The organism is Evansella cellulosilytica DSM 2522, from assembly GCF_000177235.2.
Lineage (GTDB): Bacteria > Bacillota > Bacilli > Bacillales > Salisediminibacteriaceae > Evansella > Evansella cellulosilytica.
In genome coordinates, this window is the sequence record NC_014829.1 from 3,114,246 (window position 1) to 3,133,552 (window position 19,307).

Annotated in this window: 23 protein-coding genes; 2 read left to right on the forward strand and 21 right to left on the reverse strand. The window is 36.0% G+C overall.

Annotated features, from left to right (window positions below; genetic code table 11):
* Positions 1-6: 6 nt before the first annotated feature.
* The 7 genes from BCELL_RS14465 to BCELL_RS14490 all read right to left on the reverse strand — a co-directional run bounded on the left by BCELL_RS14465 (position 7) and on the right by BCELL_RS14490 (position 5,468).
* Positions 7-939 carry a beta-ketoacyl-ACP synthase III gene (locus tag BCELL_RS14465; RefSeq protein ID WP_013489504.1) on the reverse strand — a complete coding sequence of 311 codons (933 nt, stop codon included), beginning with the start codon at positions 937-939 and terminating at the stop codon, positions 7-9.
* A 299-nt stretch (positions 940-1,238) separates the two neighbouring features.
* Positions 1,239-1,613 carry a penicillin-binding protein gene (locus tag BCELL_RS14470; protein WP_245547027.1) on the reverse strand — a complete coding sequence of 125 codons (375 nt, stop codon included), beginning with the start codon at positions 1,611-1,613 and terminating at the stop codon, positions 1,239-1,241.
* 150 nt (positions 1,614-1,763) lie between these two features.
* Positions 1,764-2,093: a hypothetical protein gene (locus BCELL_RS14475; protein ID WP_013489506.1), complete on the reverse strand. Its 330-nt coding sequence runs from the start codon at positions 2,091-2,093 to the stop codon at positions 1,764-1,766.
* Positions 2,094-2,215: 122 nt separating this feature from the next.
* Positions 2,216-3,181: a BMP family ABC transporter substrate-binding protein gene (locus BCELL_RS14480; RefSeq protein ID WP_013489507.1), complete on the reverse strand. Its 966-nt coding sequence runs from the start codon at positions 3,179-3,181 to the stop codon at positions 2,216-2,218.
* A 118-nt stretch (positions 3,182-3,299) separates the two neighbouring features.
* Positions 3,300-3,461, reverse strand: a complete 162-nt coding sequence (locus BCELL_RS22660; protein ID WP_157184206.1) for a hypothetical protein — start codon at positions 3,459-3,461, stop codon at positions 3,300-3,302.
* A gap of 78 nt (positions 3,462-3,539) precedes the next feature.
* Entirely contained in the window at positions 3,540-4,310 is a 771-nt protein-coding gene (locus BCELL_RS14485; RefSeq protein WP_013489508.1) for a hypothetical protein, read from the reverse strand.
* Between the two features lie 438 nt (positions 4,311-4,748).
* Positions 4,749-5,468, reverse strand: a complete 720-nt coding sequence (locus tag BCELL_RS14490; RefSeq protein WP_013489509.1) for a YwiC-like family protein — start codon at positions 5,466-5,468, stop codon at positions 4,749-4,751.
* A 271-nt stretch (positions 5,469-5,739) separates the two neighbouring features.
* Here BCELL_RS14490 and BCELL_RS14495 point away from each other — a divergent pair, with 271 nt between their 5' ends.
* Complete coding sequence (locus tag BCELL_RS14495; protein WP_013489510.1) at positions 5,740-6,276, forward strand: hypothetical protein; 537 nt, start codon at positions 5,740-5,742, stop codon at positions 6,274-6,276.
* A gap of 43 nt (positions 6,277-6,319) precedes the next feature.
* Here BCELL_RS14495 and BCELL_RS14500 read toward each other — a convergent pair whose 3' ends face one another.
* The 10 genes from BCELL_RS14500 to lpdD all read right to left on the reverse strand — a co-directional run bounded on the left by BCELL_RS14500 (position 6,320) and on the right by lpdD (position 15,729).
* Positions 6,320-7,030 carry a Crp/Fnr family transcriptional regulator gene (locus BCELL_RS14500; protein ID WP_013489511.1) on the reverse strand — a complete coding sequence of 237 codons (711 nt, stop codon included), beginning with the start codon at positions 7,028-7,030 and terminating at the stop codon, positions 6,320-6,322.
* A 357-nt stretch (positions 7,031-7,387) separates the two neighbouring features.
* Positions 7,388-8,680 (reverse strand): NarK family nitrate/nitrite MFS transporter, encoded by a 1,293-nt coding sequence (locus BCELL_RS14505; protein ID WP_013489512.1) that lies wholly within the window; start codon positions 8,678-8,680, stop codon positions 7,388-7,390.
* Positions 8,681-8,773: 93 nt separating this feature from the next.
* On the reverse strand, positions 8,774-8,974 hold the full coding sequence (locus BCELL_RS14510; protein WP_013489513.1) for a hypothetical protein: 201 nt from the start codon (positions 8,972-8,974) through the stop codon (positions 8,774-8,776).
* Positions 8,967-9,500, reverse strand: coding sequence for a QcrA and Rieske domain-containing protein (locus BCELL_RS14515; RefSeq protein WP_013489514.1), 534 nt, complete (start codon positions 9,498-9,500; stop codon positions 8,967-8,969). Before BCELL_RS14515 ends, BCELL_RS14510 begins: the two co-directional genes overlap by 8 nt.
* A gap of 35 nt (positions 9,501-9,535) precedes the next feature.
* On the reverse strand, positions 9,536-10,078 hold the full coding sequence (locus BCELL_RS14520) for a 4Fe-4S dicluster domain-containing protein (RefSeq protein ID WP_013489515.1): 543 nt from the start codon (positions 10,076-10,078) through the stop codon (positions 9,536-9,538).
* A 13-nt stretch (positions 10,079-10,091) separates the two neighbouring features.
* On the reverse strand, positions 10,092-12,215 hold the full coding sequence (gene fdhF, locus BCELL_RS14525; protein WP_013489516.1) for a formate dehydrogenase subunit alpha: 2,124 nt from the start codon (positions 12,213-12,215) through the stop codon (positions 10,092-10,094).
* Positions 12,216-13,358: a hypothetical protein gene (locus BCELL_RS14530; RefSeq protein ID WP_013489517.1), complete on the reverse strand. Its 1,143-nt coding sequence runs from the start codon at positions 13,356-13,358 to the stop codon at positions 12,216-12,218.
* Positions 13,359-13,841: 483 nt separating this feature from the next.
* Positions 13,842-14,138 carry a HesB/YadR/YfhF family protein gene (locus tag BCELL_RS14535; protein ID WP_013489518.1) on the reverse strand — a complete coding sequence of 99 codons (297 nt, stop codon included), beginning with the start codon at positions 14,136-14,138 and terminating at the stop codon, positions 13,842-13,844.
* A 106-nt stretch (positions 14,139-14,244) separates the two neighbouring features.
* Positions 14,245-15,315 (reverse strand): TIGR04053 family radical SAM/SPASM domain-containing protein, encoded by a 1,071-nt coding sequence (locus BCELL_RS14540; RefSeq protein ID WP_013489519.1) that lies wholly within the window; start codon positions 15,313-15,315, stop codon positions 14,245-14,247.
* 84 nt (positions 15,316-15,399) lie between these two features.
* A complete protein-coding gene (lpdD, locus tag BCELL_RS14545) occupies positions 15,400-15,729 on the reverse strand; it encodes a prenylated flavin chaperone LpdD (protein ID WP_013489520.1) in 330 nt (109 codons plus the stop codon).
* Between the two features lie 133 nt (positions 15,730-15,862).
* Here lpdD and BCELL_RS14550 point away from each other — a divergent pair, with 133 nt between their 5' ends.
* On the forward strand, positions 15,863-16,258 hold the full coding sequence (locus tag BCELL_RS14550) for a hypothetical protein (protein WP_013489521.1): 396 nt from the start codon (positions 15,863-15,865) through the stop codon (positions 16,256-16,258).
* Between the two features lie 506 nt (positions 16,259-16,764).
* On the opposite strand, the gene moaD is transcribed toward BCELL_RS14550, so the two are convergent.
* Genes moaD through BCELL_RS14570 form a run of 4 tightly spaced genes read right to left on the reverse strand, consistent with a single transcriptional unit; the run spans position 16,765 to position 19,302 of the window.
* Positions 16,765-17,004: a molybdopterin converting factor subunit 1 gene (gene moaD / locus BCELL_RS14555; protein ID WP_013489522.1), complete on the reverse strand. Its 240-nt coding sequence runs from the start codon at positions 17,002-17,004 to the stop codon at positions 16,765-16,767.
* Complete coding sequence (locus BCELL_RS14560) at positions 17,001-17,474, reverse strand: molybdenum cofactor biosynthesis protein MoaE (RefSeq protein WP_013489523.1); 474 nt, start codon at positions 17,472-17,474, stop codon at positions 17,001-17,003. The genes moaD and BCELL_RS14560 overlap by 4 nt, the downstream gene beginning before the upstream one ends.
* The gene (gene mobB / locus BCELL_RS14565) at positions 17,471-18,010 is read right to left on the reverse strand and encodes a molybdopterin-guanine dinucleotide biosynthesis protein B (protein ID WP_013489524.1); all 540 of its coding nucleotides are present in this window, start codon (positions 18,008-18,010) and stop codon (positions 17,471-17,473) included. The genes BCELL_RS14560 and mobB overlap by 4 nt, the downstream gene beginning before the upstream one ends.
* Positions 18,007-19,302 carry a molybdopterin molybdotransferase MoeA gene (locus BCELL_RS14570; RefSeq protein ID WP_041809066.1) on the reverse strand — a complete coding sequence of 432 codons (1,296 nt, stop codon included), beginning with the start codon at positions 19,300-19,302 and terminating at the stop codon, positions 18,007-18,009. The genes mobB and BCELL_RS14570 overlap by 4 nt, the downstream gene beginning before the upstream one ends.
* Positions 19,303-19,307: the final 5 nt, after the last annotated feature.

Sequence of the window (19,307 nt, forward strand, 5' to 3'; positions counted from 1 at the left end):
AACGAATTATCGTCCCCAACGTAATGCTACTGAACCCCAAACTAATCCAGCTCCAAATCCTACAAGTACAAGCACATCACCATCATGTATTTTCCCGCTATCTAGTTCATGCACCAACGATAATGGGATTGATGCGGATGACGTATTTCCATATCTATCAACCGTCATTGACATTTTTTCTATCGGTAAATCTAATCTTTGTCTTGCTGATTCCATTATTCGAATATTTGCCTGATGCGGGATGAGAAAATCAACATCCTCCTTGTTCAGCCCAGCTTTCCCCACTACATTTAGCGAGGATTCTCCCATTTGTCTTACTGCAAATTTAAATACTTCTCTTCCATTCATATGAAGAAATTCGTGAAGCTTAATATGTTCTCCTCCGCTTCCATCTGAACCTAATTCAAAGGACAATATCCCTTTATCACTCGAAACCTCTCCCATAACGATAGCACCTGCACCATCACCAAAAAGAACAGCTGTATTTCTGTCTTGCCAATCTACAATTTTTGAGAGTTTTTCTGCACCAACGATAAGGACGTTTTTATATGCACCAGTTTCAATAAACTGTTTTGCTGTCACCATGCCATAAATAAAACCCGCACATGCAGCACTTATATCCATTGCAGCGGCCTTCTGTGCACCTAATTGATGCTGTAACATGGATGATACCGAAGGAAAAGCGTGATCAGGAGTAACTGTGGCAACTAGAATAAGGTCTAGATCTTCAGCTGATACATTTGCATTCAAAAGCGCCTCTTTAGCCGCAAGATACGACATATGAGAAGTATCCATCTCATCTGAAGCTATCCTTCTTTCTTTGATTCCAGTTCTTGTTCTTATCCATTCATCATTTGTATCAATTTTCTTTTCAAGCTCTTGATTTGTAACTACTGTTTCCGGTACATATTTACCAGCACCTAAAATTCCTGCTTGCATACCTCTTCCTCCTCAAAAAATCTATATGAAATATTCTATTATTATTTTTTATAGTTAATATTATGACCTAGTGCTAAAAAAAATGCAATTATTACTTTATCAGTCCTCAAAATGATCATTACATTAAAATATATAATAACAAACTGTATTCATTATGTCGTGTATATGTATTGATGACTTTCTTATTTTGAATATGAAAGAGAGACGCAATAGGTAAAAATCATCCTGTTGCATCTCCCTCTCTACAAGAACATCATTTTATTAAACAATTCAGTTATACGTGAAGAATTTATTGCAAGCTAATTGTGTCCCATATTCGGTGCGTAATCTGGTCCATAGTTTGGACCGTAGTTTGGACCGTAATCTGGACCATAATTCGGACCATAGTTTGGTCCATAATCTGGGCCGTAGTTTGGACCGTAGCTTGGGCCATAGTGTGGTCCATGATGAGGACCATAGTGCGGTGCACCATAAGGCATTGGGTGACCATGGGCTGGCACTGGCGCATAAGCTTGTGGGCGTGGACCTGAGAATGCCATTCCTAGTAAACCACCACCTGCTAATCCTGCTACAAAAGGTAAAATAGGCCCAAATCTTTCTTGCCCTCCATGATGATGCTGATGTCCACCTTGATTTCTATACCATCCGTGTTGTTGTTGATACATTGGAGACATATGCACGTAAAACTACCTCCTTTATTCCATGCTCTGAGGATGAAGCAACCTCTTGTCATGTCTTCTTTAGTATCATATGAGGGCATTTGACTCTATGTACCTGTCCAGAAGCGCAACGGGCGCCTGCACTTAGCCAGTGGAAGAAAAACGTTATTCGCCTATACGTGTATCGCCAAGCGATTCCATTAGTTCTTGGAAAAGTTCAGCTACTCTCGTTTTCAATTTTTCCTCTTTGACATTTTTAGCATCATACTTTTCCAGTTCTTCAAATGTCTCTAGAAAATTTTCAATATCTTTTGTACCAATTTGGGCAATCGCCAAATAAGATAAGAAAGTAATATTCGGTCTATCTTCTTGATGAAGTAGCTCTCGTAAAGGTTCAAGAAGCTGTTTCGCTCTACCATAATTTTTCTGATGAATTGCTTCATAACCTTCCACTACACGATCGGCCATTTTTTTAATCGCCTTATTTTGCGGCATGATAAAATCCCCTTTTTGAATTGCCATTTAATCATTATTTTGAGGTGTAAAATTATAAAATGCAAATGAAAGGGTTCTTCATTTGCATTTTAATACATTTACCATTATAGGATATAATTGAATTATTCATTCATTTCATGTGGTAATTGACCAGTTTCAATGTAATGGGCAATCGCTACTTCAATTTTTTCTCTTATTTCATCAGGCACCTCTGTACTAAATGTACCTAATGAAATAACGCCTTCTTCAAAATCGTAGTATATATTACCATTCTCTAATGTGCCATTTTGGTACTCATTAGCTACATGCTCATATAAACGCTCCACATCTTGAACTGTACTTGTTAGAATAGTAGATTCGCCTAAGTCGATATGGTCGCCGACATAACCTATTGCATATAACCCAGAGTCCTTTATCTCATTGACAAGTGTTACATGAAATCCATCTCCTGCAGGATAAAAAATATCAACTTCAAGCCCTTTCATATTGTAAAAATGCTCTAGAGCTTTCTCTTCATTTGTCCAATCATAAACAAATTCTGTAAAAACTTTTATATTTTCATTTTGATAATTTGCCCCTTCAATAAAGCCCTCTACTTCAGGTTGAAATGGAAATGCGGCAATGATGCCTACTTTATTAGAATGAGACATCTCACTCGCTAGCATTCCAGCAAAATAGCCCATTGAATAACCTTCAAAATGAATACTTGTTATCCCATCTCCAGAAACATCTCCATTAAAGCTTACAAAATGAATATGGGGATACTCATCTTTTAAATCCATAAAATAGTCTGCATATAAATAGCTATGTCCAAAAAGAAGTGTGACTCCTTCGTTACTAAATTCCTCTATAGATTCATATATTTGTTCGGATGTTTGAATATCTTCCTTTATGTATACTTGAACATCAAATGTAGACTGAATATTAAGTACTCCTTGATAAGCCTTACTATTCCAACCGTGATCATCAATTGGATCAGATAATAACAATCCTATTTTCTTAAATTCTACATGTGTTTCATCACTTTGTGAGCAGCCTGTAAATAGTAAGATGCTTAATACTATCAATAAATAAATATAGCCCTTCATTTTCTAACGACACGCTCCTCTGCGCCAATTATTTAATTTTTAACTAATCACTCTCCTTTCCATTATATTCTTAATTATAGAGAAAAGGACAATCCGATTCTTACTTTTATGTTACATTTTAGCCTCTCATTTTCGATCGATAAAAAATATATTCACATAGAAATCCAAAGCATATAGCAAAAAGGACAACAATTCCTTCTGATGCAAAAAATTGAGAGAGAATGATAAAACAAAGAAGGGTGGCAACTGCAAATATCATTACGCCATACAACAGTTTCATTCTTCCACCCCTTTCACTTTTTTTACTTTTTTATCATTACAAAAGAAGCTAAATTGTGCAAGTGAAACTTTTTTCCTATTACCGCTTTCTTATATTGTACATTTTTAATTTCTTTTCGTGTTTTCTATAAAAATTAATCATTTGACTAGAAAATTGTTCGACCGTTTTACCCGGCATATAAAAAGTAGTGATGAGCTCCCTTTGAATATCCTTCCTTCGCTGAATAAAAGAACGGATATGAATATCAGGATTATATGGTGCCTGGTAAATCACTTGAAAAACACGAAAAGGTAGATACATTGGTATATCATTTAGTATTAACGATTTTTCTTTACATAATTTCTCTACGTTCTTCTCTTCAACACGATACGCTTCTTTAATTTCTTGAATAAAACGCTTATAAAAAAAACGGTTCTTTTTTTCTTCTTCGTATTGTTGGAATAAATCTATACATGGATTGTATAAAATAATTGAACGTATTTGAATAAATTGGTGTGTCATTAATCTAAAGGCAATCAATGCTCCTATTCCTTCTGCAAATATATGAATTTTTTCATTTATAATTTCCGATGTTAAAACGTATTTAACTAAACGTTCTACTACATGAAACACCTGATCATTACCCCAATGAATATGTTTAGGATCACAATAAAAAACAGTGTACCCTTCATCTATTAGTCTATTAAGAAACTGATTGCGTAAAGGGTGCTGAATCCACGAACTAGTAGTACTATGAACGAAGTGGTGTTTATCACCGAGTAGAAGAATTGCAAATCCATTAGGTTTTTCAGGAAGATGGACATAGCATTTTAGTCCTTCAATTGTTAAAACTCTTTCATTTATCGACATGTTCATCCCTCTCCAATAATATTTCTCATATAAATTAAATTAAGTTTAACTCCAGTCTTCCTCATCAATATCTTATTCGTAATTTACTGCCTCGTTCTCTTTTTTTATAAATTAGTTCTTGTTTCCTTTAGAAATTGTGTCATCTATTTTTTAAAATGAATTAGCTTGCTTAAATCTATTGAGAGGGGTGGGATATTACGAATCTTATTTAGAAAAGTGAAAGGTCCTTTCCTTTCTCAGTGGTGTGGGAAACTGGACTTTCCTTAGCGCATTTAAGAAAGACGAAGATATACTAATTTCATGTTTGAACGGTTAGATTATACGAGGGACGTTTAAGATGAATATTTTTCACCGTAGACAAATATAATATCTCATTTTAACCACTTAATGTAGAAAAGGGTTGACTCATAGTATAGAATTGAATCTTTTGAGTCAACCTCAAATGTGATGAAGGATGATAAAAATGAAGAATAGTAAACTGTTTATTATTTCAACAATTCCTATATTCATAGGCTTCTTTAATAGCTGTTTTGGAAATGCAATTGCTTTAAGGAATGTAATAATGAAGACAATAGCTATAAGATAATATTGCAGATAAATAGTGATGATTACTATTGCAATATGGTACGCAAATGACCATTTGTGGAATAACCGGTTATTCTTTTCCCTTATTAATGATTTAACATGAAAAACACTGCTAGTAAAGTATAAAACAGTTAAAAACAAGTAAGTAAATACATGACCTTGTAAAACATTTCCACTTATAATATGAGCAATAGGCAAAAGACTAGATAACGCAACAATAGCGATCAAATCATTAATAAACCATCTTTCCCTCTTTGTTTTTGCAAAATAAACGTTACAAGCAAATAGGGCAATAATAACGCTTCCTATAAATAGAATATGTGGGTATATGATCACGTAAGGAACAGTAAACATCCCCCCTATGATCATGTATACTATGAAGGATGGCCACACATCACTTTTTTTCGTATTTCTTATATACGTTAATAAAGGCGATTGGGCAAAATAAAAGGAAAATACTCCTAAAAAAAATAGTAGGTGTCCCCATTGAAAACCGCTAGTTATTGCTCCTATCCAGTAAGGGACAATAAGCATCGCCCACGCACCATGCTCTCTTGGAATGTACCATTTCATCTCATTCACCTCTCTAAAACAACTTTATATTTTGTCTATGTTAAAACTTTGTTGATCATTTCCGCTTCAATATGCTCAGTTGCCACAGTGGGCTCGCACCTTCGTTAAAATCAATACTCTCCTTTAACAGAGGCTATATTTTAATAATAAAGGAATTTTAACATAAAGTTTGTGATAAATATCACATTTCATAAAGACATATATGTGATGTTTTATACATCATATACAGACTTTATTTGTTATTGTAATGTACATATAAGGAGGTTTTTATATGTTAAGTGTAAAGATTACGTACAAAAAAGAGCCTAATCTTCATGAGTTTCTTGAAGATTTAGGTTTTAAAAATAAAAATGGTATATTTGTTAAGAAGCTCTCTAAAATCTCTAGAAAAGAGCTAAAAGGCCAATTAGATAAAGACCTTTTAGTTCTCACTTTTCCTGAAAATGTAACAATGGATGATTGTGAGCAAATTTATGGTTTAATTAAAAGCATTGATGATAATCTCGATTGCCACATCGATGATGCTAAAGCACATTTAGGCTATGACTCAGAAGGTAACAAAGTTAATGTATACCATGGATTTCCATCATGGACAAAATATATCAATAAAGCGAAACACCGTTCTCTAGAAGGACAACGAGTTGTCATTTTCCATGGTGAAGAAGAACTCGGTCACGGTATTCTTTTAACGTACGAGGAAGTAGTTAGCGATGATCACAAAATAAAATCCATTTCCTGTACTCTTTTAACTACTTCAGGGGAACAATCTTTTTTTGGTGAAGATCTACACCTCGAACCTTTAATGTAAAAAAAGCGCGAGGCACTATATCGCCTTGCGCAGGAAACCCTTTTTAAATTGTACATATTTCAACTGGACAATCACCACAATGTAAATAATCTTTAAAAAATTGTATATTATGAATAGTAATATATCCGTCTTTCATCGATAAGATATTAGTTTTTTTCAAATCATTGAGCATACGATTGACACTTTCACGTGTCGTCCCTATATAGTTTGCAATATCTTGGTTTGTTAGTTGTACATTAATAAAGATGGAACCATCTCTATCTTCACCATATGAATTACTAAATCGTATCAGTGTTGAATATAAGGCACCAGTCTTTCCACAAAGAATTAGATCGCGAAACTTTGCTTGTGTAGACTGTGTATGTCTTGCAAACCATTTCATAAAGGCAACAGCAATTTCACCATTTTCACGAAATAACTCTTCTAATGTATGTCTATCAAATCGAACAAGTGTAGCATCATCAATCACTTCGGCCGTTACACTAATTGCCATTTCATTAAATAATCCTACCTCACCGACAAGTTCGTCTTTCTGCTTTAAATGAACGGAAAACTCTTTTCCATCCGCTGTCATTTTACTTAACCGCACTTTGCCAGAGCACACTAAATATACATGCTCAGGAAAATCCCCTTCGTAAAAGAGAAATGTTCCACTTTTTACTTTTATCTCTAATCCATAACTAAGTAATAGCTTTTGGTTTTCCTCTGAGAGTTCATTAAAGAATCTTTTCATCTGGAGTTGCTTCTTATTCATGAGAAAACCCTACTTTCTGTCATTCGTTTTGCATTTATTTTACTACCCTTATGTTAACACTATTCGTATAGGTAAAAGTGATAATAATTTGACTATTGTATGACAGTTACTTTTTCCCAATCACTATGCCTAATGTACGTTAATTGTTCGTCTTTTTCTATCTTTTGTCACTTATCGAAAAGTGAAACGAGCGTCTCTGCTGTTGAAAAGAAAACTGGTTTGAGATAGCTCAATCCAGTTTGTGTAAATAATAATATATTCATTTAATGAAGGGATTGAGGCTGCATTCTAATAAGATAATCTCCACTAAACTAGAATGCAGCAATTAAATCTCTCCCACGCGTCAAGGTTAAATATTTAACATTTCACTTCAGCATTTTTTCTCGAGTAGTAGTACCAGTTCATTACTAAACTGATTACATAGTAAGCTATGAAAATATAAAGAGCCAAATTTGCTGTTCCAGTAGTATCTATAGACCAACCAAAAATGCTAGGAATCAGATATGCTCCATATGCTGCAATTGCTGCTGTAAAACCTAACACTGCGGCTGCTTCTTTCTGATTAAAGATGAACGGAATCATTCTAAATGTTGATCCATTTGCGATACCAGTGGCAAAAAATAATACGATAAACATAATCAAAAACCCTGTGAAATTACCAGCATTATAAAAGTAAAGAACACCGAGTGTTGCTCCTATCATTAAAATAATGTCCCAAAAGGTAACAAATGCTCCACCTAATTTATCTGAAAGCCAACCACCTAGTGGTCTAATCGCAGCACCAATAAAGGGACCAATAAATGCAAATGCCATCGCATTGACCTCAGGAAATTCTGTGCGAATGAGCAATGGAAATGCTGCAGCATAACCGATAAACGAACCAAAACACATCGTGTATAGCCAAGTCATGATCCACGTATGCTTATTTTTAAAGATGACTGATTGTTCTTTAATAGATGCTTTCGTACCAGGTAAATTATCCATACCAAAAATAGCAGCAATAACCGTCAGTATAATTGGAATCACCCAAATAAAAGCTGCATTTTGTAAGTAAACCTGGGTTCCGTCCCCTAAGTATTGAGGCGCTCCTGCAAATGCTCCAAACAGTGCAAAGGTAACTACAAGTGGTGCAAGTAATTGCACTGCACTAACACCTAAGTTTCCGATTCCCGCATTTAATCCAAGCGCAGTTCCTTTAGCCTTTTTCGGGTAGAAAAAGCTTATGTTTGACATGCTTGATGAAAAGTTTCCACCACCGAATCCACAAAGGGCGGCTAATATAGCCATTGTTATAAATGGTGTATCCGGATTTTGAACTGCAATACCAATTCCTACTGAAGGTATCAATAAGGAGGCTGTGCTAATAACAGTCCAATTTCTCCCACCAAAAATAGGTACTAAAAAAGTATAAATAATTCTTAAAGTTGCACCTGTAAGTCCAGGTAGTGCAGCAAGTAAAAAGAGTTCTCTATCGGTAAAAGAAAACCCAACATCATTTAAATTTACCGCTACTACAGACCAAATTTGCCAAACTGCAAACGCAAGAAATAGTGAAGGTATTGATATCCATAAATTTCTTCGCGCATGATACTTCCCCTCTGTATCCCAAAAATGTTCATCCTCTGGATTCCATTTTGTGATTCTCGCCATTTTTTTATTCCCCCGTTTTTAATGCACTTTGATAACTCCCATACAGTAAGCTGACTCAAAAGGTCCCAACTCTCCCCTTTTGAGTCAACCTCATTAATCCTCACTTCTATATTCAACTTTTCTCCAACGTAAGTACGTTAAGAAAGCGATAACTGCACCTAATACGCCAATACTAGAATAAGTTACTACAAGGTCATATTCTCTTCCAAGGTAAGCGACTACCGTCCATTGAAGCATTACCACATTGAGGGCTATCGTAAAAATTAACACGGCCCAACACATTTTTTTACCCATGACGATACTGCCTCCCTACTGCATAAACCTTCCCTTGGTCAACTTCCACTTCAATAAGCGGTAATTCTCTTTGTGGCGGACCGGCGACTGGGTGACCACTATTAACATCAAAATAACCTTTATGACATGGACAGAGTAATATGTCCTCTTCCTTTTGATAAAAAACTGGACACATCAAGTGGGTACATGCTGAATTATATGCAACAAGCTCACCAGCTGGCGTATGAATTAACAGTGCAGGGTCATTTTCAGTTGGATAGTAAAAAGTTTTAGATTCCCCTTTAGGTAACGCTTCTAGATCTACAATCTCAACCCTTTCAAAGTCTGGTTCTGTTAAACCCATGACTGCCCTTACGCTAAACGGGACCGTAGCAAGTCCTAATCCGATAGAGGCCCCAACGGCAGTTTTTAGAAACGCGCGACGGTTAAATTTGAGATCATCTTGTTGATCAAGATTGCTCGTAAGGTTGACCATGTCACTTTTAGAATTTTTTCCGTTCCGTTCTTTAGGACATTCTTTTGACATTTCTTCCACTCCTTTCTACCTATATTTTTTCATTATTAGTCTGTATACACTCCGAAAAACTCTGGTACATACTGCCATTTGTCATTTTCTGATGGTTTTTTTCCTTCAATTAAGTTCATTTGTGTTCTACGACGACGAAGTTCCATCATTTCTTCATGATCAATAAATCTTATTGCATCACTCGGACATACCGACGCACACATCGGAGCAATTTCGTGCTTCGTCCTGTCGTAACACATATCACATTTATACATTTTGTTTTCTTCAAAATCGAATTTCGGTATGCCAAATGGGCATCCAAACGTACAGTTACGACAGCCAATACATTTTTCTTCCATTGCAGAAAGTACTACACCATCGTCTGTTATTTGAATTGCATTAGCAGGACAAACACGCGCACATGCTGGATCTTTACATTGCATACAAAGCATCGGGAACGTTTGACGACTTTCCGTAAAATCGATATATTCTACATAGTTTCTTTCCTTACTATCATGTCCACCGCACTCTCTACAAGCTGCTTGGCAGGCCCGACACCCTATACAACGCTCAAATTCTAAATACATTACTTTTTTCATTGATCGTTCCTCCTTACACCTTTTTTAATTTCACGGCACACACTTTAAACTCAGGCATACGTGATGTTGGATCTAAAGCCGGATTAGTTAACTTATTTACAGACAGCTCTTTTCCCCAGTGATACGGGATAAAGACATGGTCCTTTCTAATTGCTTTCGTTATTTTTGATTTCACTGTCATCGATCCACGTTTTGTTTCTAAAAACACGTCATCACCATCTTGAATCGCATATGTCGAAGCGAGATCTGGATGCATTTCTACGTACGGTTCAGGACATTTTTCCATTAAGAAATCTGTTCTTCTTGTTTGTGTACCGGATAAATAGTGAAAAACGACACGTCCAGTTGTTAATGTATGTGGATAATCATCACTAGGCGTTTCATCTGGCTCTTGCCAGTCCACGACTGCTAAATTAGCTTTTCCATCAGGTGTTTCAAATTTTTCTTTAAACATCGTTGGTGTTCCTGGGTGGTCCTCAGAAGGACATGGCCAAAAGATACCATCTTCCTTTTCTATTCTTTCGTATGTGATTCCAAAGTAGTCTGCTTTACCACCCTTTGAAGCTATTCTAAACTCTTGGAAAATCTGATCGACATTTTCATAACCGAAGTACTGATCTTTCCCCATTCGTTCAGCAATTAAGTTCATAATTTCCCAGTCAGGCTTCGACTCTCCAATTGGATCCTTTACCTTTCGAATTCGAATAACTCTACCTTCTAGGTTTGTCGTAGTCCCTTCATCTTCTGCCCAAGTCGTTGCAGGAAGGATAACATCGGCAAATTCTGCTGTTTCAGATAAGAAAAAGTCACTTACAACCATAAAATCAAGCTTATTAAACCCATCCCAAATATAGTGATTGTTTGGTGCAGAAACTGCTGGGTTACTACAAATAACATGCATCGCTCGAATGTTTCCTGCTTGTATTTCATCAAACATTTCATAAGCGGAAACACCTGCTTTTGGCATTTCAGATGGATCGATACCCCACACTTTTGAAACGTATTCGACATGATCAGGGTTATCAATTTTACGATATCCTGGCAATGCATCAGCTTTTTGTCCGTGTTCACGACCACCTTGGCCGTTCCCTTGTCCAGTAAACGTGGCAACACCTGAAGCAAATTTACCTATTTGACCTCTTAAAAGGGCCATAGAAGTATATAAACAAACATTATCTACACCTTTTGATTGCTGCTCTACACCTCTAGCAAACATTACAACAGATCTTGGTGATTTCCCGAATATTTGAGCTGCTTTTATTAGCTTTTCAACTGAAACCCCTGTAATTTCTGAAGTGTATTTAGGAGTAAACTTTTTCACGGACTCTTTTAACTGTTCAAAATTGTTACATCTTTCGTTCACATATTCTTCATCTACATAACCGCCTTGAATGAGAAGATGCATCATGCCATTTGCTAACGCAGAATCTGTTCCTGCCTTTAGATCAAGGTGAACATCTGCGATTCTTGCAGTTGGTGTTTCTCTTGGGTCCGCAACGATCATTTTTGCTCCTTTATCACGTGCTTTCCAAAGCCATTGAATAGTAGTTGGATGACATTCTGCAGTGTTAGATCCTGCCATAAAGAAGCAATCTGTATGCTCTAGCTCTGGCCAAGGGAGTGTCGATCCACGATCTAATCCGAGAGTTTTCATAAACCCGCCAGCCGCAGAGGACATACAAAAACGACCATTATAATCAACGTAGCGCGTGCCAAGGCCCACTCTTGCATATTTTCCGACTAAATAACACTTTTCATTTGTCATTGACACCCCACCGAACACTGACAAAGCATCTTTACCATGTTCTTTCTGAATACGTTTAAAGTTCTTTTCTATAAGATCTAAAGCTTCTCCCCAACTACTTTCAACGAATTTGCCATTCTTTTTTATTAGTGGTCTTTTTATACGTTCAGGATGATCAATCGTTTGATATGCCGTCACACCTTTAGGGCACATTTTCCCTTTCGTAACTGGCCAATCATATCGTGGTTCTACACCTACAACATTTCCAGTTTTTTCGTTTACACGAATGTGCATCCCACATTGCATACCACAGTAACAGCAGTGAGTCGTAATGAGTTTTTCACCTTTATGCTGAAGGTTTTTAACCCCTGGCTTTACAACAAATTGTGTCATCTAATTGTCCCCCTTATTGTTTCTATCATAAAAATCTTCTGTTCTTTCTCGTCCAAATCCCGGTATATGAATACCGTTATTCGTTTGAATTGGTCCATTTGATTCCCCAAACGGTGATTTCATGTTCAGCTGACTCATGACACGAATTTTTCTTCGACATGCTGTACAGTAATCAGATAACTGCTTTCCATCACTCATTTCAAAGTGGAAAGCCTGAGCCCCTAATATACTTTGTACATCAGCAATTTGATCATCATTTGAATATTGCTCACCACATCCACTACACTTCTTCGTATCAACACCAACCTCTTCCTGATAGTTCATTGGTACTGCAGCAGCCATCGGACGAATCGGTAAGTGAAAGAGCTTTCCAAATGGGAAATATACTAGAAACATAACAGTTGTTACTTGATGTAGAAGTTGTAGTTCTGGATGCATCCAGCCGCCTAAAAGCTTATAAGATACTGTTAAAAATAAACCTGTAGCTGTCATTGCTAACAATAAATATAGTGGTAACAAATCAAATTCTGCCCTTTGCGTAACTTGCAAATCTTTATTACCAATTCGACGAACGATCGCCATAATAACACCTATTAAAAGCATAGTTGCTGTAATATTTAAGCCTTCAAATATCATACTTGCTAAAAATCCATCTGGATGCATTTCAATTGCTGGAATTCCAAAGACAACCATTTGATATGTCGTAGCATCGACTAATCTAAAGTGCATCCATCCAAACGTTAAACCAAACGTTATCGCTAATGAGCCGATACATCCCCAAGCAATTAGCCAATGTTGAATACCTCTGTAAATTCCTCGTTTAAAAATGTATTTCTGCAAAATAATATTATCGAAAAGCGTTTTTAATATAGATTTAAAATTTCTTTTTTGACGTTTTTTCGTTTTCATATTTTTAAATGACCGTTTTAATACTTCTCTAGTTGCAGGACGCATTGCCCAAGAAGTTAACCGAACTGTCATTCCGATAAAAAATATATACGATGCAACCATATATCCAGATAACATTAAATCTATCTTTGCAAACTGCCCAGTTCCAATCCACATAAGGACAAACAAAATCATAACAACGAAAAATGAGTACATACTAGCTTTTGAATAAAAGGATCTTTCTATATTCCTCATGGTTTGTTACCTCCATCTATTAGCAATTAAATTCTTTAACATGCTTTCATTGTAGAAATCTATCGTCACAACTACTGTGATATCTCTCACAGTTAAAGTGTGATTTTCATCACACTGATACTGTTGATGTGAGGTGTGAAAAAAATCACAATTTGTATAAACGTTGTCACACCTACAATTTTTAGTCATTATTTTTTGTCTACCGACGTTCACAAAACTGTCATTGTATGCTCTAAGCGTTAGTTACAATTTTGTGAACGATTAAAACATGTGCAACATATGAGCTCTTTCATCATTTTTCGTAAACATGGTGTCGGTATTTTAAGACTAAAATGCATTGAAGAAACAATGCCACATGTCTTTAAAATAATAATGAGTGCTCTTCTCTCTTCTACGTGTGGCATCATTTACACCGTAAATTTCTTATCTATAAAAAAGACGAGTGAATGCTTATGAAAGCAATTCACTCGTCTTCTACACTTTTTAGTTATTGGAATCGTGTAAGTATTTAATTTCATCAATTGTATCGTCAAACTGTACTAATAAATCATGATCGTCGAAATACCATTCATCTTTTTTTTCGATATAAAACGTTACTCCATTTTTCACATGTGATACTGCCGCTTCCTCTGGTTCTTTTACTGATACTCCTAATGAAAAACCAGTTTGAAAATCACCGCATCCACCATATCTAACGAAAAATTGCACATGGTCACCATCAGTTACACCAAGTTCCTCTGAAAACCATTTATATGCCTCATCTGTTACTTTTATATTCATGATAGTCTCCCTTCCAGTCGAACCTTTCTAAACAAATTATCCTACTCTCTTTATAGTATCAAATTTCATCTAAAAATAATAAAAATTCGATTGTTTCGCTTTCTTTTTATGACCCTGAAGGGATATAAGTACAGGTCGGATCACTTTCTAAGTGATCATTCGTCATTGCGTATGCTCTTGCTCTCGATCCACCGCAAAGTGCTTTATATTCGCAAATGCCACATTTTCCTTTTAGCTTTTGTTTATCACGTAACTCTTTAAAAACCGGAGAATTTTTGTATATCGAAGATAACTTTTCATTCCTTACATTTCCACAATGTATAGGTAAGAAGCCACTTGGATAAACATCTCCAATATGACTAATGAAAGCAAAGCCATCTCCGTCATTTACACCTTTGGGAGCTCGCCCTAACGCGTCTAATCTTTTACCTCCAACTACATTTGATAGACCTAAACGCTTTCTCTCCATTGCTGCAACTCTTCGATAATGAGGTGCTTCTGTTGCTTTAATATCATATGGCATTTTTTGTTGCATTTCAAAGAGCCATTGCATGACATGTTCATGCTCCTCTGGGCTAATCATATCTTTTTCCATTCCTCTACCAGTTGGGATAAGAAAAAATACACTCCAAAGTACAGTATTCATTGAACGAACAAGTTCTGCAATGTGCTCTAAGTCTTTTAAGTTGTACTTTGACACCGTCGTATTAATTTGAATAGGTATATTTAATTCTTGTAAATAACTAATTCCTTTCATAGTCGTGTCAAACGAGCCTTTAGTACCACGGAAATGGTCATGAATTTCCGCATTAGAACCATCTAAACTAAATGCCCAGCGGGATAATCCAACTTCTTTCGCTCTCGCTACAGCTTTCCTCGTAACTTTCGGAGTAGCACTCGGTGTCATTGAAACAGATAATCCTTTTTCTTTTGCATATTTTGCAAGGTCAAATAAATCACTTCTCATCAGTGGATCTCCACCTGTAAACACAAATAATGGATTATCCATCGACGCAATATCATCAATAAGCGCTTTGCCTTCATTACGGCTTAGTTCTCTTGGGTCAGATTTATATTGCGCTTCTGCTCTACAGTGAAGACACTTTAATGCACACGCTCGAGTTACTTCCCAAATAACGATAAAAGGTGTTTCATCATAATTATTTTTAAACTTCATCTTTTTCCACCCCTCTGTTACTATCGTAGCTATCTTAACGAAATCTAAATCTATTTTCGGTGAGCACAATCACAATATTTCTCATTACTTTATTATACTTACTTTATTGTTTGCCATTAGAAGGAAGAAGCTCTCCCACGTTTTATTGACTAGCATTTCAATATCCTCTTTTGTAGCATTGTCAATATGAATGCCCCCGGTCAAAACAACGTTTTTTTTAAAAGTGGTGCACCACAATTGCGCTAGCTCTATATATAATTTTTCTTCTTTATGGTGAGGTAAACCATGACTTACAACATGTGCCTGGATACCATCCCATGTACATAAAACAATTGCTCCAATATGAGGCTTTGTACCTCCTGTAACAAGAATGAGATCGTCCTCTCCAACACGCGTGATTTCGCATTTTACCATTAGAAAACACCTCCAATAGTTGTGTTTTTATTAAAGGTACCATTAATCAGTAAATAAATATGTGAACCTTATCACACTATAAATCACTGTAAAAGATTTCTATACTAGATTACACTATATTAGAGGTGATCGAATGAATTATAACGTTGTTATGCTTTCTGGGGTGTTCGCTCTCCTATTATTTTTTTGTAATATCAGTATTTATTTTTTATTTTTATCAATTAGAAAATGTAAAAAGAGAAGTCTGCAAATATTTTTAGCTAAGTTAGCCCGTAAATGGATGCGCATACATCAACCTGTAGCTTATCTCATTTTTACGGTCATTCTCATACACTTTTTATTGACTTTGATGCATCATTACCAATTTACATCAAAGACAATAGCTGGTTTATTAGCTGCCATTATCCTCGTCATACTATTGATTTCTGGGTTTATTCGCCAGCGAAGAGCTAATAAGAAAAGAAAGTTGTTCCACCGTACAATGGCTTTTCTCTGCCTGTTCTTCATTATGATTCATGTTTTAGTATAGTTTGCGAGGAAAATTGTTTCAGTCATGTGTAGAGGTACTTGAGTGAGCTATAGAAACTTGAGTAGCACGAAGCGATGTTTATTAGTAGAAAACAAAAAAGTTATTATGTATCGATTTAAGACAATATAGTAAATCAAAAAAGACGTTTCTCTCAGTTGTTTTAAAAGCAACTTCGGAAACGTCTTCCTCGTTTCGCTCTTATGATTGGGGGTCACAAGAACGAAATAATAGGGTTGTTACGTTATGATTTGGCAACATTGCTGGTTTTGGGGAAACCAGCTACATAACAAGGTACTACATTGGGTTCTTATTTTTAAAAGGAAGTAAAGCTATGAATCGCGGGTACAAATTTTGCATTTGCTTTCGATTCATTTATATTTTAACCAAAAAAAACAGACAATAATGTGATTAACCTCACAATATAACACTAAAAAACGTAGTAATCATGAACGTTCTGTGTATATTTATAATTCCTATAAAATAGAACCGTTAAAAACAAAGTATGATTAGCCGCCACTAACAGGAGGTATAAAAGCAACAGTATCATTATTCTTTACGCGAAGAGAATCATCTGCATACTCTTCATTAACTGCTGGCATTGCTGAATGAATACTCGATAGCTTTGGATATTTTTCTAGTAAATAGTCCTTTATCTCCAATACAGTTAGTTCTTGTTCATTAGTAATTGTAATTTCACGTTCTCCAGCTTTTTCTTCCAAATCTGCAAATAGTAGCACACGTATCATATGAGATCCTCCTTTTCTGGTTTACCTAGTGGATAAGCCTTCTGTTCCTTTTGATCACCAATCCACTCTTCTCCATCTTCCCAATGCTCTTTCTTCCAAATTGGTACAATTTCTTTTATTCTCTCTATTGCATATCTACTAGCAACGTAAGCATCATTACGATGCGGAGTAGATACGGCAATAACGACAGCAATATCAGAAATTTTCAGTTCTCCAATCCGATGAGTAATCGCTACCTTTGCTTCTGGAAAATCTCTTTGAATTTCTTCTCCAATTTGCATTAATTTCTTTTCAGCCATTGGAATGTATGCATCATACTTTAAATATAATGTCTTTTTTCCTTTTGTCATCTCACGAACTGTTCCAATGAATGTATTAATAGCTCCTGCATTTCTGTCCATCACTTTCTCGATTACACTTTGGACATTCACTTCATTATCCGTTATTTGAAAAAGATCATTTTTTTTCATAAAGTTTCACCCCTACATAATCGTTCAACTAACCATTTTAAGTAGTTTTTCTCTTCATTTAAATGAAAGACAGGCATTTTTAAGCTTTCTTTTAAAAGCTTGCTTTCTATTTCATCCCAACAAACGATTATCTCTATATTTTCACATTCGTTTATTAAATGGCGATCCTCACTACTTTTTAATAATAATAATTTGCTATATGACTTCTTTTTATATCCCTCAACGATAATGGCATCGAGAGAGAATCGTTGATAGAAATGAAGCACATCTTCAAGGTCTAACGTCATTTGTGGCGACATGTCCCACTGAAATTGATGATCACTAACTACAAATGAGCCCACTGCACCAGCTTGACGATGAATATGACTATCTTTGTCTTCTTTTATAGGCTGTAAGTCTGTTGCATGACCATGGTGCTTAATTGTAGCTACGTCTAATCCAATATTTTTGAGATTAGAAATTATTTTTTTTATTAACGTGGTCTTCCCACTATTGGAATATCCGACAACTTGAAATACAATTGGTTCTGTATTCATTCACTATCTTTCCTCGTTTTTTTTATTTCTTCAAGTGGTTGCCCTCTGCCTTCCCTTTGTAAAAATAATATGTCGACTACATCGCCAGCCTCATAGCCCCTAGAGCCACCTGGTAAAGCGATGAGTACGTCAGATTTTGCTAATGAAGTTACGACTTGAGACTTGTCCATTCCTACTGGAGAAGCAGTAATCATACCATCCTCAAATGACACTCTCCCGCGAATAAACCGGGTAAATGGGTTTGGTTTCGGAAAATCTTTACCTAGCTTTCCTTTCGTCCAATCTAGATGTGGCTTATTTGAATATAAATACGATTTTATCCATGGTCTCGTATACAGTTCAAACCCTACATAACAAGCAGAAGGGTTACCAGATAATCCATATAATAGTTTTCCATCTTTCTCGGCTACTGTCGTAACGCTCCCTGGCCTCATAGCAATTTTATTAAATAATACAGTAGCACCTAGTTTCTTATATATTTCAGGTAAGTAATCAAAGTCACCAACCGATACTCCACCTGTTGTAATTAGAACATCTACTTTCTCTATTGCTTCACGGATCGCCACGTAGCTTTGATTAAAATCATCCACGAGTTGTCCAAAATAAACACACTCTGCTCCTGCCTGTCTAACTTGCGATTGGATCATATATGCGTTACTATTACGGATTTTCCCAGGGGCTAACGGTTCATCTAGTTCTAATAATTCAGTACCAGTTGCATATATGCCTATCACAGGTTTTTTCACAACAGGTACATCTTTATAGCCAAATGTTGCTAGTACTGCAACAACACCAGCATGGATTTTCGTGCCTGCAGAAAGTAATAAATCTCCCTTTTTCGTTTCTTCTCCTTCAAAGGAAACAAAGTCTCCGGATGAAAATGGACGCTTCAAAGTTATAAACGCTTGTCCATCTTCTTCTGATTCTGTTGTGAGCTCAAACTGAGCAATCGCATCACAATCGTCAGGTAGTTTTGTTCCTGTCATTACACGTATCACTTCTCCAGGCTGGACCTTTTTCGTTGCAACGGATCCAGCTCCTACAGTTTCAATTACTTTGAGCTTTACTGGATTTGTAGAGGAGGCAGAAAAAGTATCTTCACTCCTAATAGCAAATCCATCTAAAGGTGATCGATCAAATGGAGGTATGTTATGATCTGCTATAATGTCCTCTGCTAAATATCTACCTTCTGCTTCATCAATATGTATATACTCTTTTTCGCCCTTTTTTGTAAACTGCATGACCCTTTTAATTGCTTCACTAACCGGGATCGCTGTACGTTCTTCATACACCATTT

Bases quoted from the DNA above. Each gene is read 5' to 3' on its own strand.
- BCELL_RS14465 (WP_013489504.1), bottom strand. From the start codon at position 939: ATGCAAGCAGGAATTTTAGGTGCTGGTAAATATGTACCGGAAACAGTA.
- BCELL_RS14470 (WP_245547027.1), bottom strand. From the start codon at position 1,613: ATGTCTCCAATGTATCAACAACAACACGGATGGTATAGAAATCAAGGT.
- BCELL_RS14475 (WP_013489506.1), bottom strand. From the start codon at position 2,093: ATGCCGCAAAATAAGGCGATTAAAAAAATGGCCGATCGTGTAGTGGAA.
- BCELL_RS14480 (WP_013489507.1), bottom strand. From the start codon at position 3,181: ATGAAGGGCTATATTTATTTATTGATAGTATTAAGCATCTTACTATTT.
- BCELL_RS22660 (WP_157184206.1), bottom strand. From the start codon at position 3,461: ATGAAACTGTTGTATGGCGTAATGATATTTGCAGTTGCCACCCTTCTT.
- BCELL_RS14485 (WP_013489508.1), bottom strand. From the start codon at position 4,310: ATGTCGATAAATGAAAGAGTTTTAACAATTGAAGGACTAAAATGCTAT.
- BCELL_RS14490 (WP_013489509.1), bottom strand. From the start codon at position 5,468: ATGAAATGGTACATTCCAAGAGAGCATGGTGCGTGGGCGATGCTTATT.
- BCELL_RS14495 (WP_013489510.1), top strand. From the start codon at position 5,740: ATGTTAAGTGTAAAGATTACGTACAAAAAAGAGCCTAATCTTCATGAG.
- BCELL_RS14500 (WP_013489511.1), bottom strand. From the start codon at position 7,030: ATGAATAAGAAGCAACTCCAGATGAAAAGATTCTTTAATGAACTCTCA.
- BCELL_RS14505 (WP_013489512.1), bottom strand. From the start codon at position 8,680: ATGGCGAGAATCACAAAATGGAATCCAGAGGATGAACATTTTTGGGAT.
- BCELL_RS14510 (WP_013489513.1), bottom strand. From the start codon at position 8,974: ATGGGTAAAAAAATGTGTTGGGCCGTGTTAATTTTTACGATAGCCCTC.
- BCELL_RS14515 (WP_013489514.1), bottom strand. From the start codon at position 9,500: ATGTCAAAAGAATGTCCTAAAGAACGGAACGGAAAAAATTCTAAAAGT.
- BCELL_RS14520 (WP_013489515.1), bottom strand. From the start codon at position 10,078: ATGAAAAAAGTAATGTATTTAGAATTTGAGCGTTGTATAGGGTGTCGG.
- fdhF (WP_013489516.1), bottom strand. From the start codon at position 12,215: ATGACACAATTTGTTGTAAAGCCAGGGGTTAAAAACCTTCAGCATAAA.
- BCELL_RS14530 (WP_013489517.1), bottom strand. From the start codon at position 13,358: ATGAGGAATATAGAAAGATCCTTTTATTCAAAAGCTAGTATGTACTCA.
- BCELL_RS14535 (WP_013489518.1), bottom strand. From the start codon at position 14,138: ATGAATATAAAAGTAACAGATGAGGCATATAAATGGTTTTCAGAGGAA.
- BCELL_RS14540 (WP_013489519.1), bottom strand. From the start codon at position 15,315: ATGAAGTTTAAAAATAATTATGATGAAACACCTTTTATCGTTATTTGG.
- lpdD (WP_013489520.1), bottom strand. From the start codon at position 15,729: ATGGTAAAATGCGAAATCACGCGTGTTGGAGAGGACGATCTCATTCTT.
- BCELL_RS14550 (WP_013489521.1), top strand. From the start codon at position 15,863: ATGAATTATAACGTTGTTATGCTTTCTGGGGTGTTCGCTCTCCTATTA.
- moaD (WP_013489522.1), bottom strand. From the start codon at position 17,004: ATGATACGTGTGCTACTATTTGCAGATTTGGAAGAAAAAGCTGGAGAA.
- BCELL_RS14560 (WP_013489523.1), bottom strand. From the start codon at position 17,474: ATGAAAAAAAATGATCTTTTTCAAATAACGGATAATGAAGTGAATGTC.
- mobB (WP_013489524.1), bottom strand. From the start codon at position 18,010: ATGAATACAGAACCAATTGTATTTCAAGTTGTCGGATATTCCAATAGT.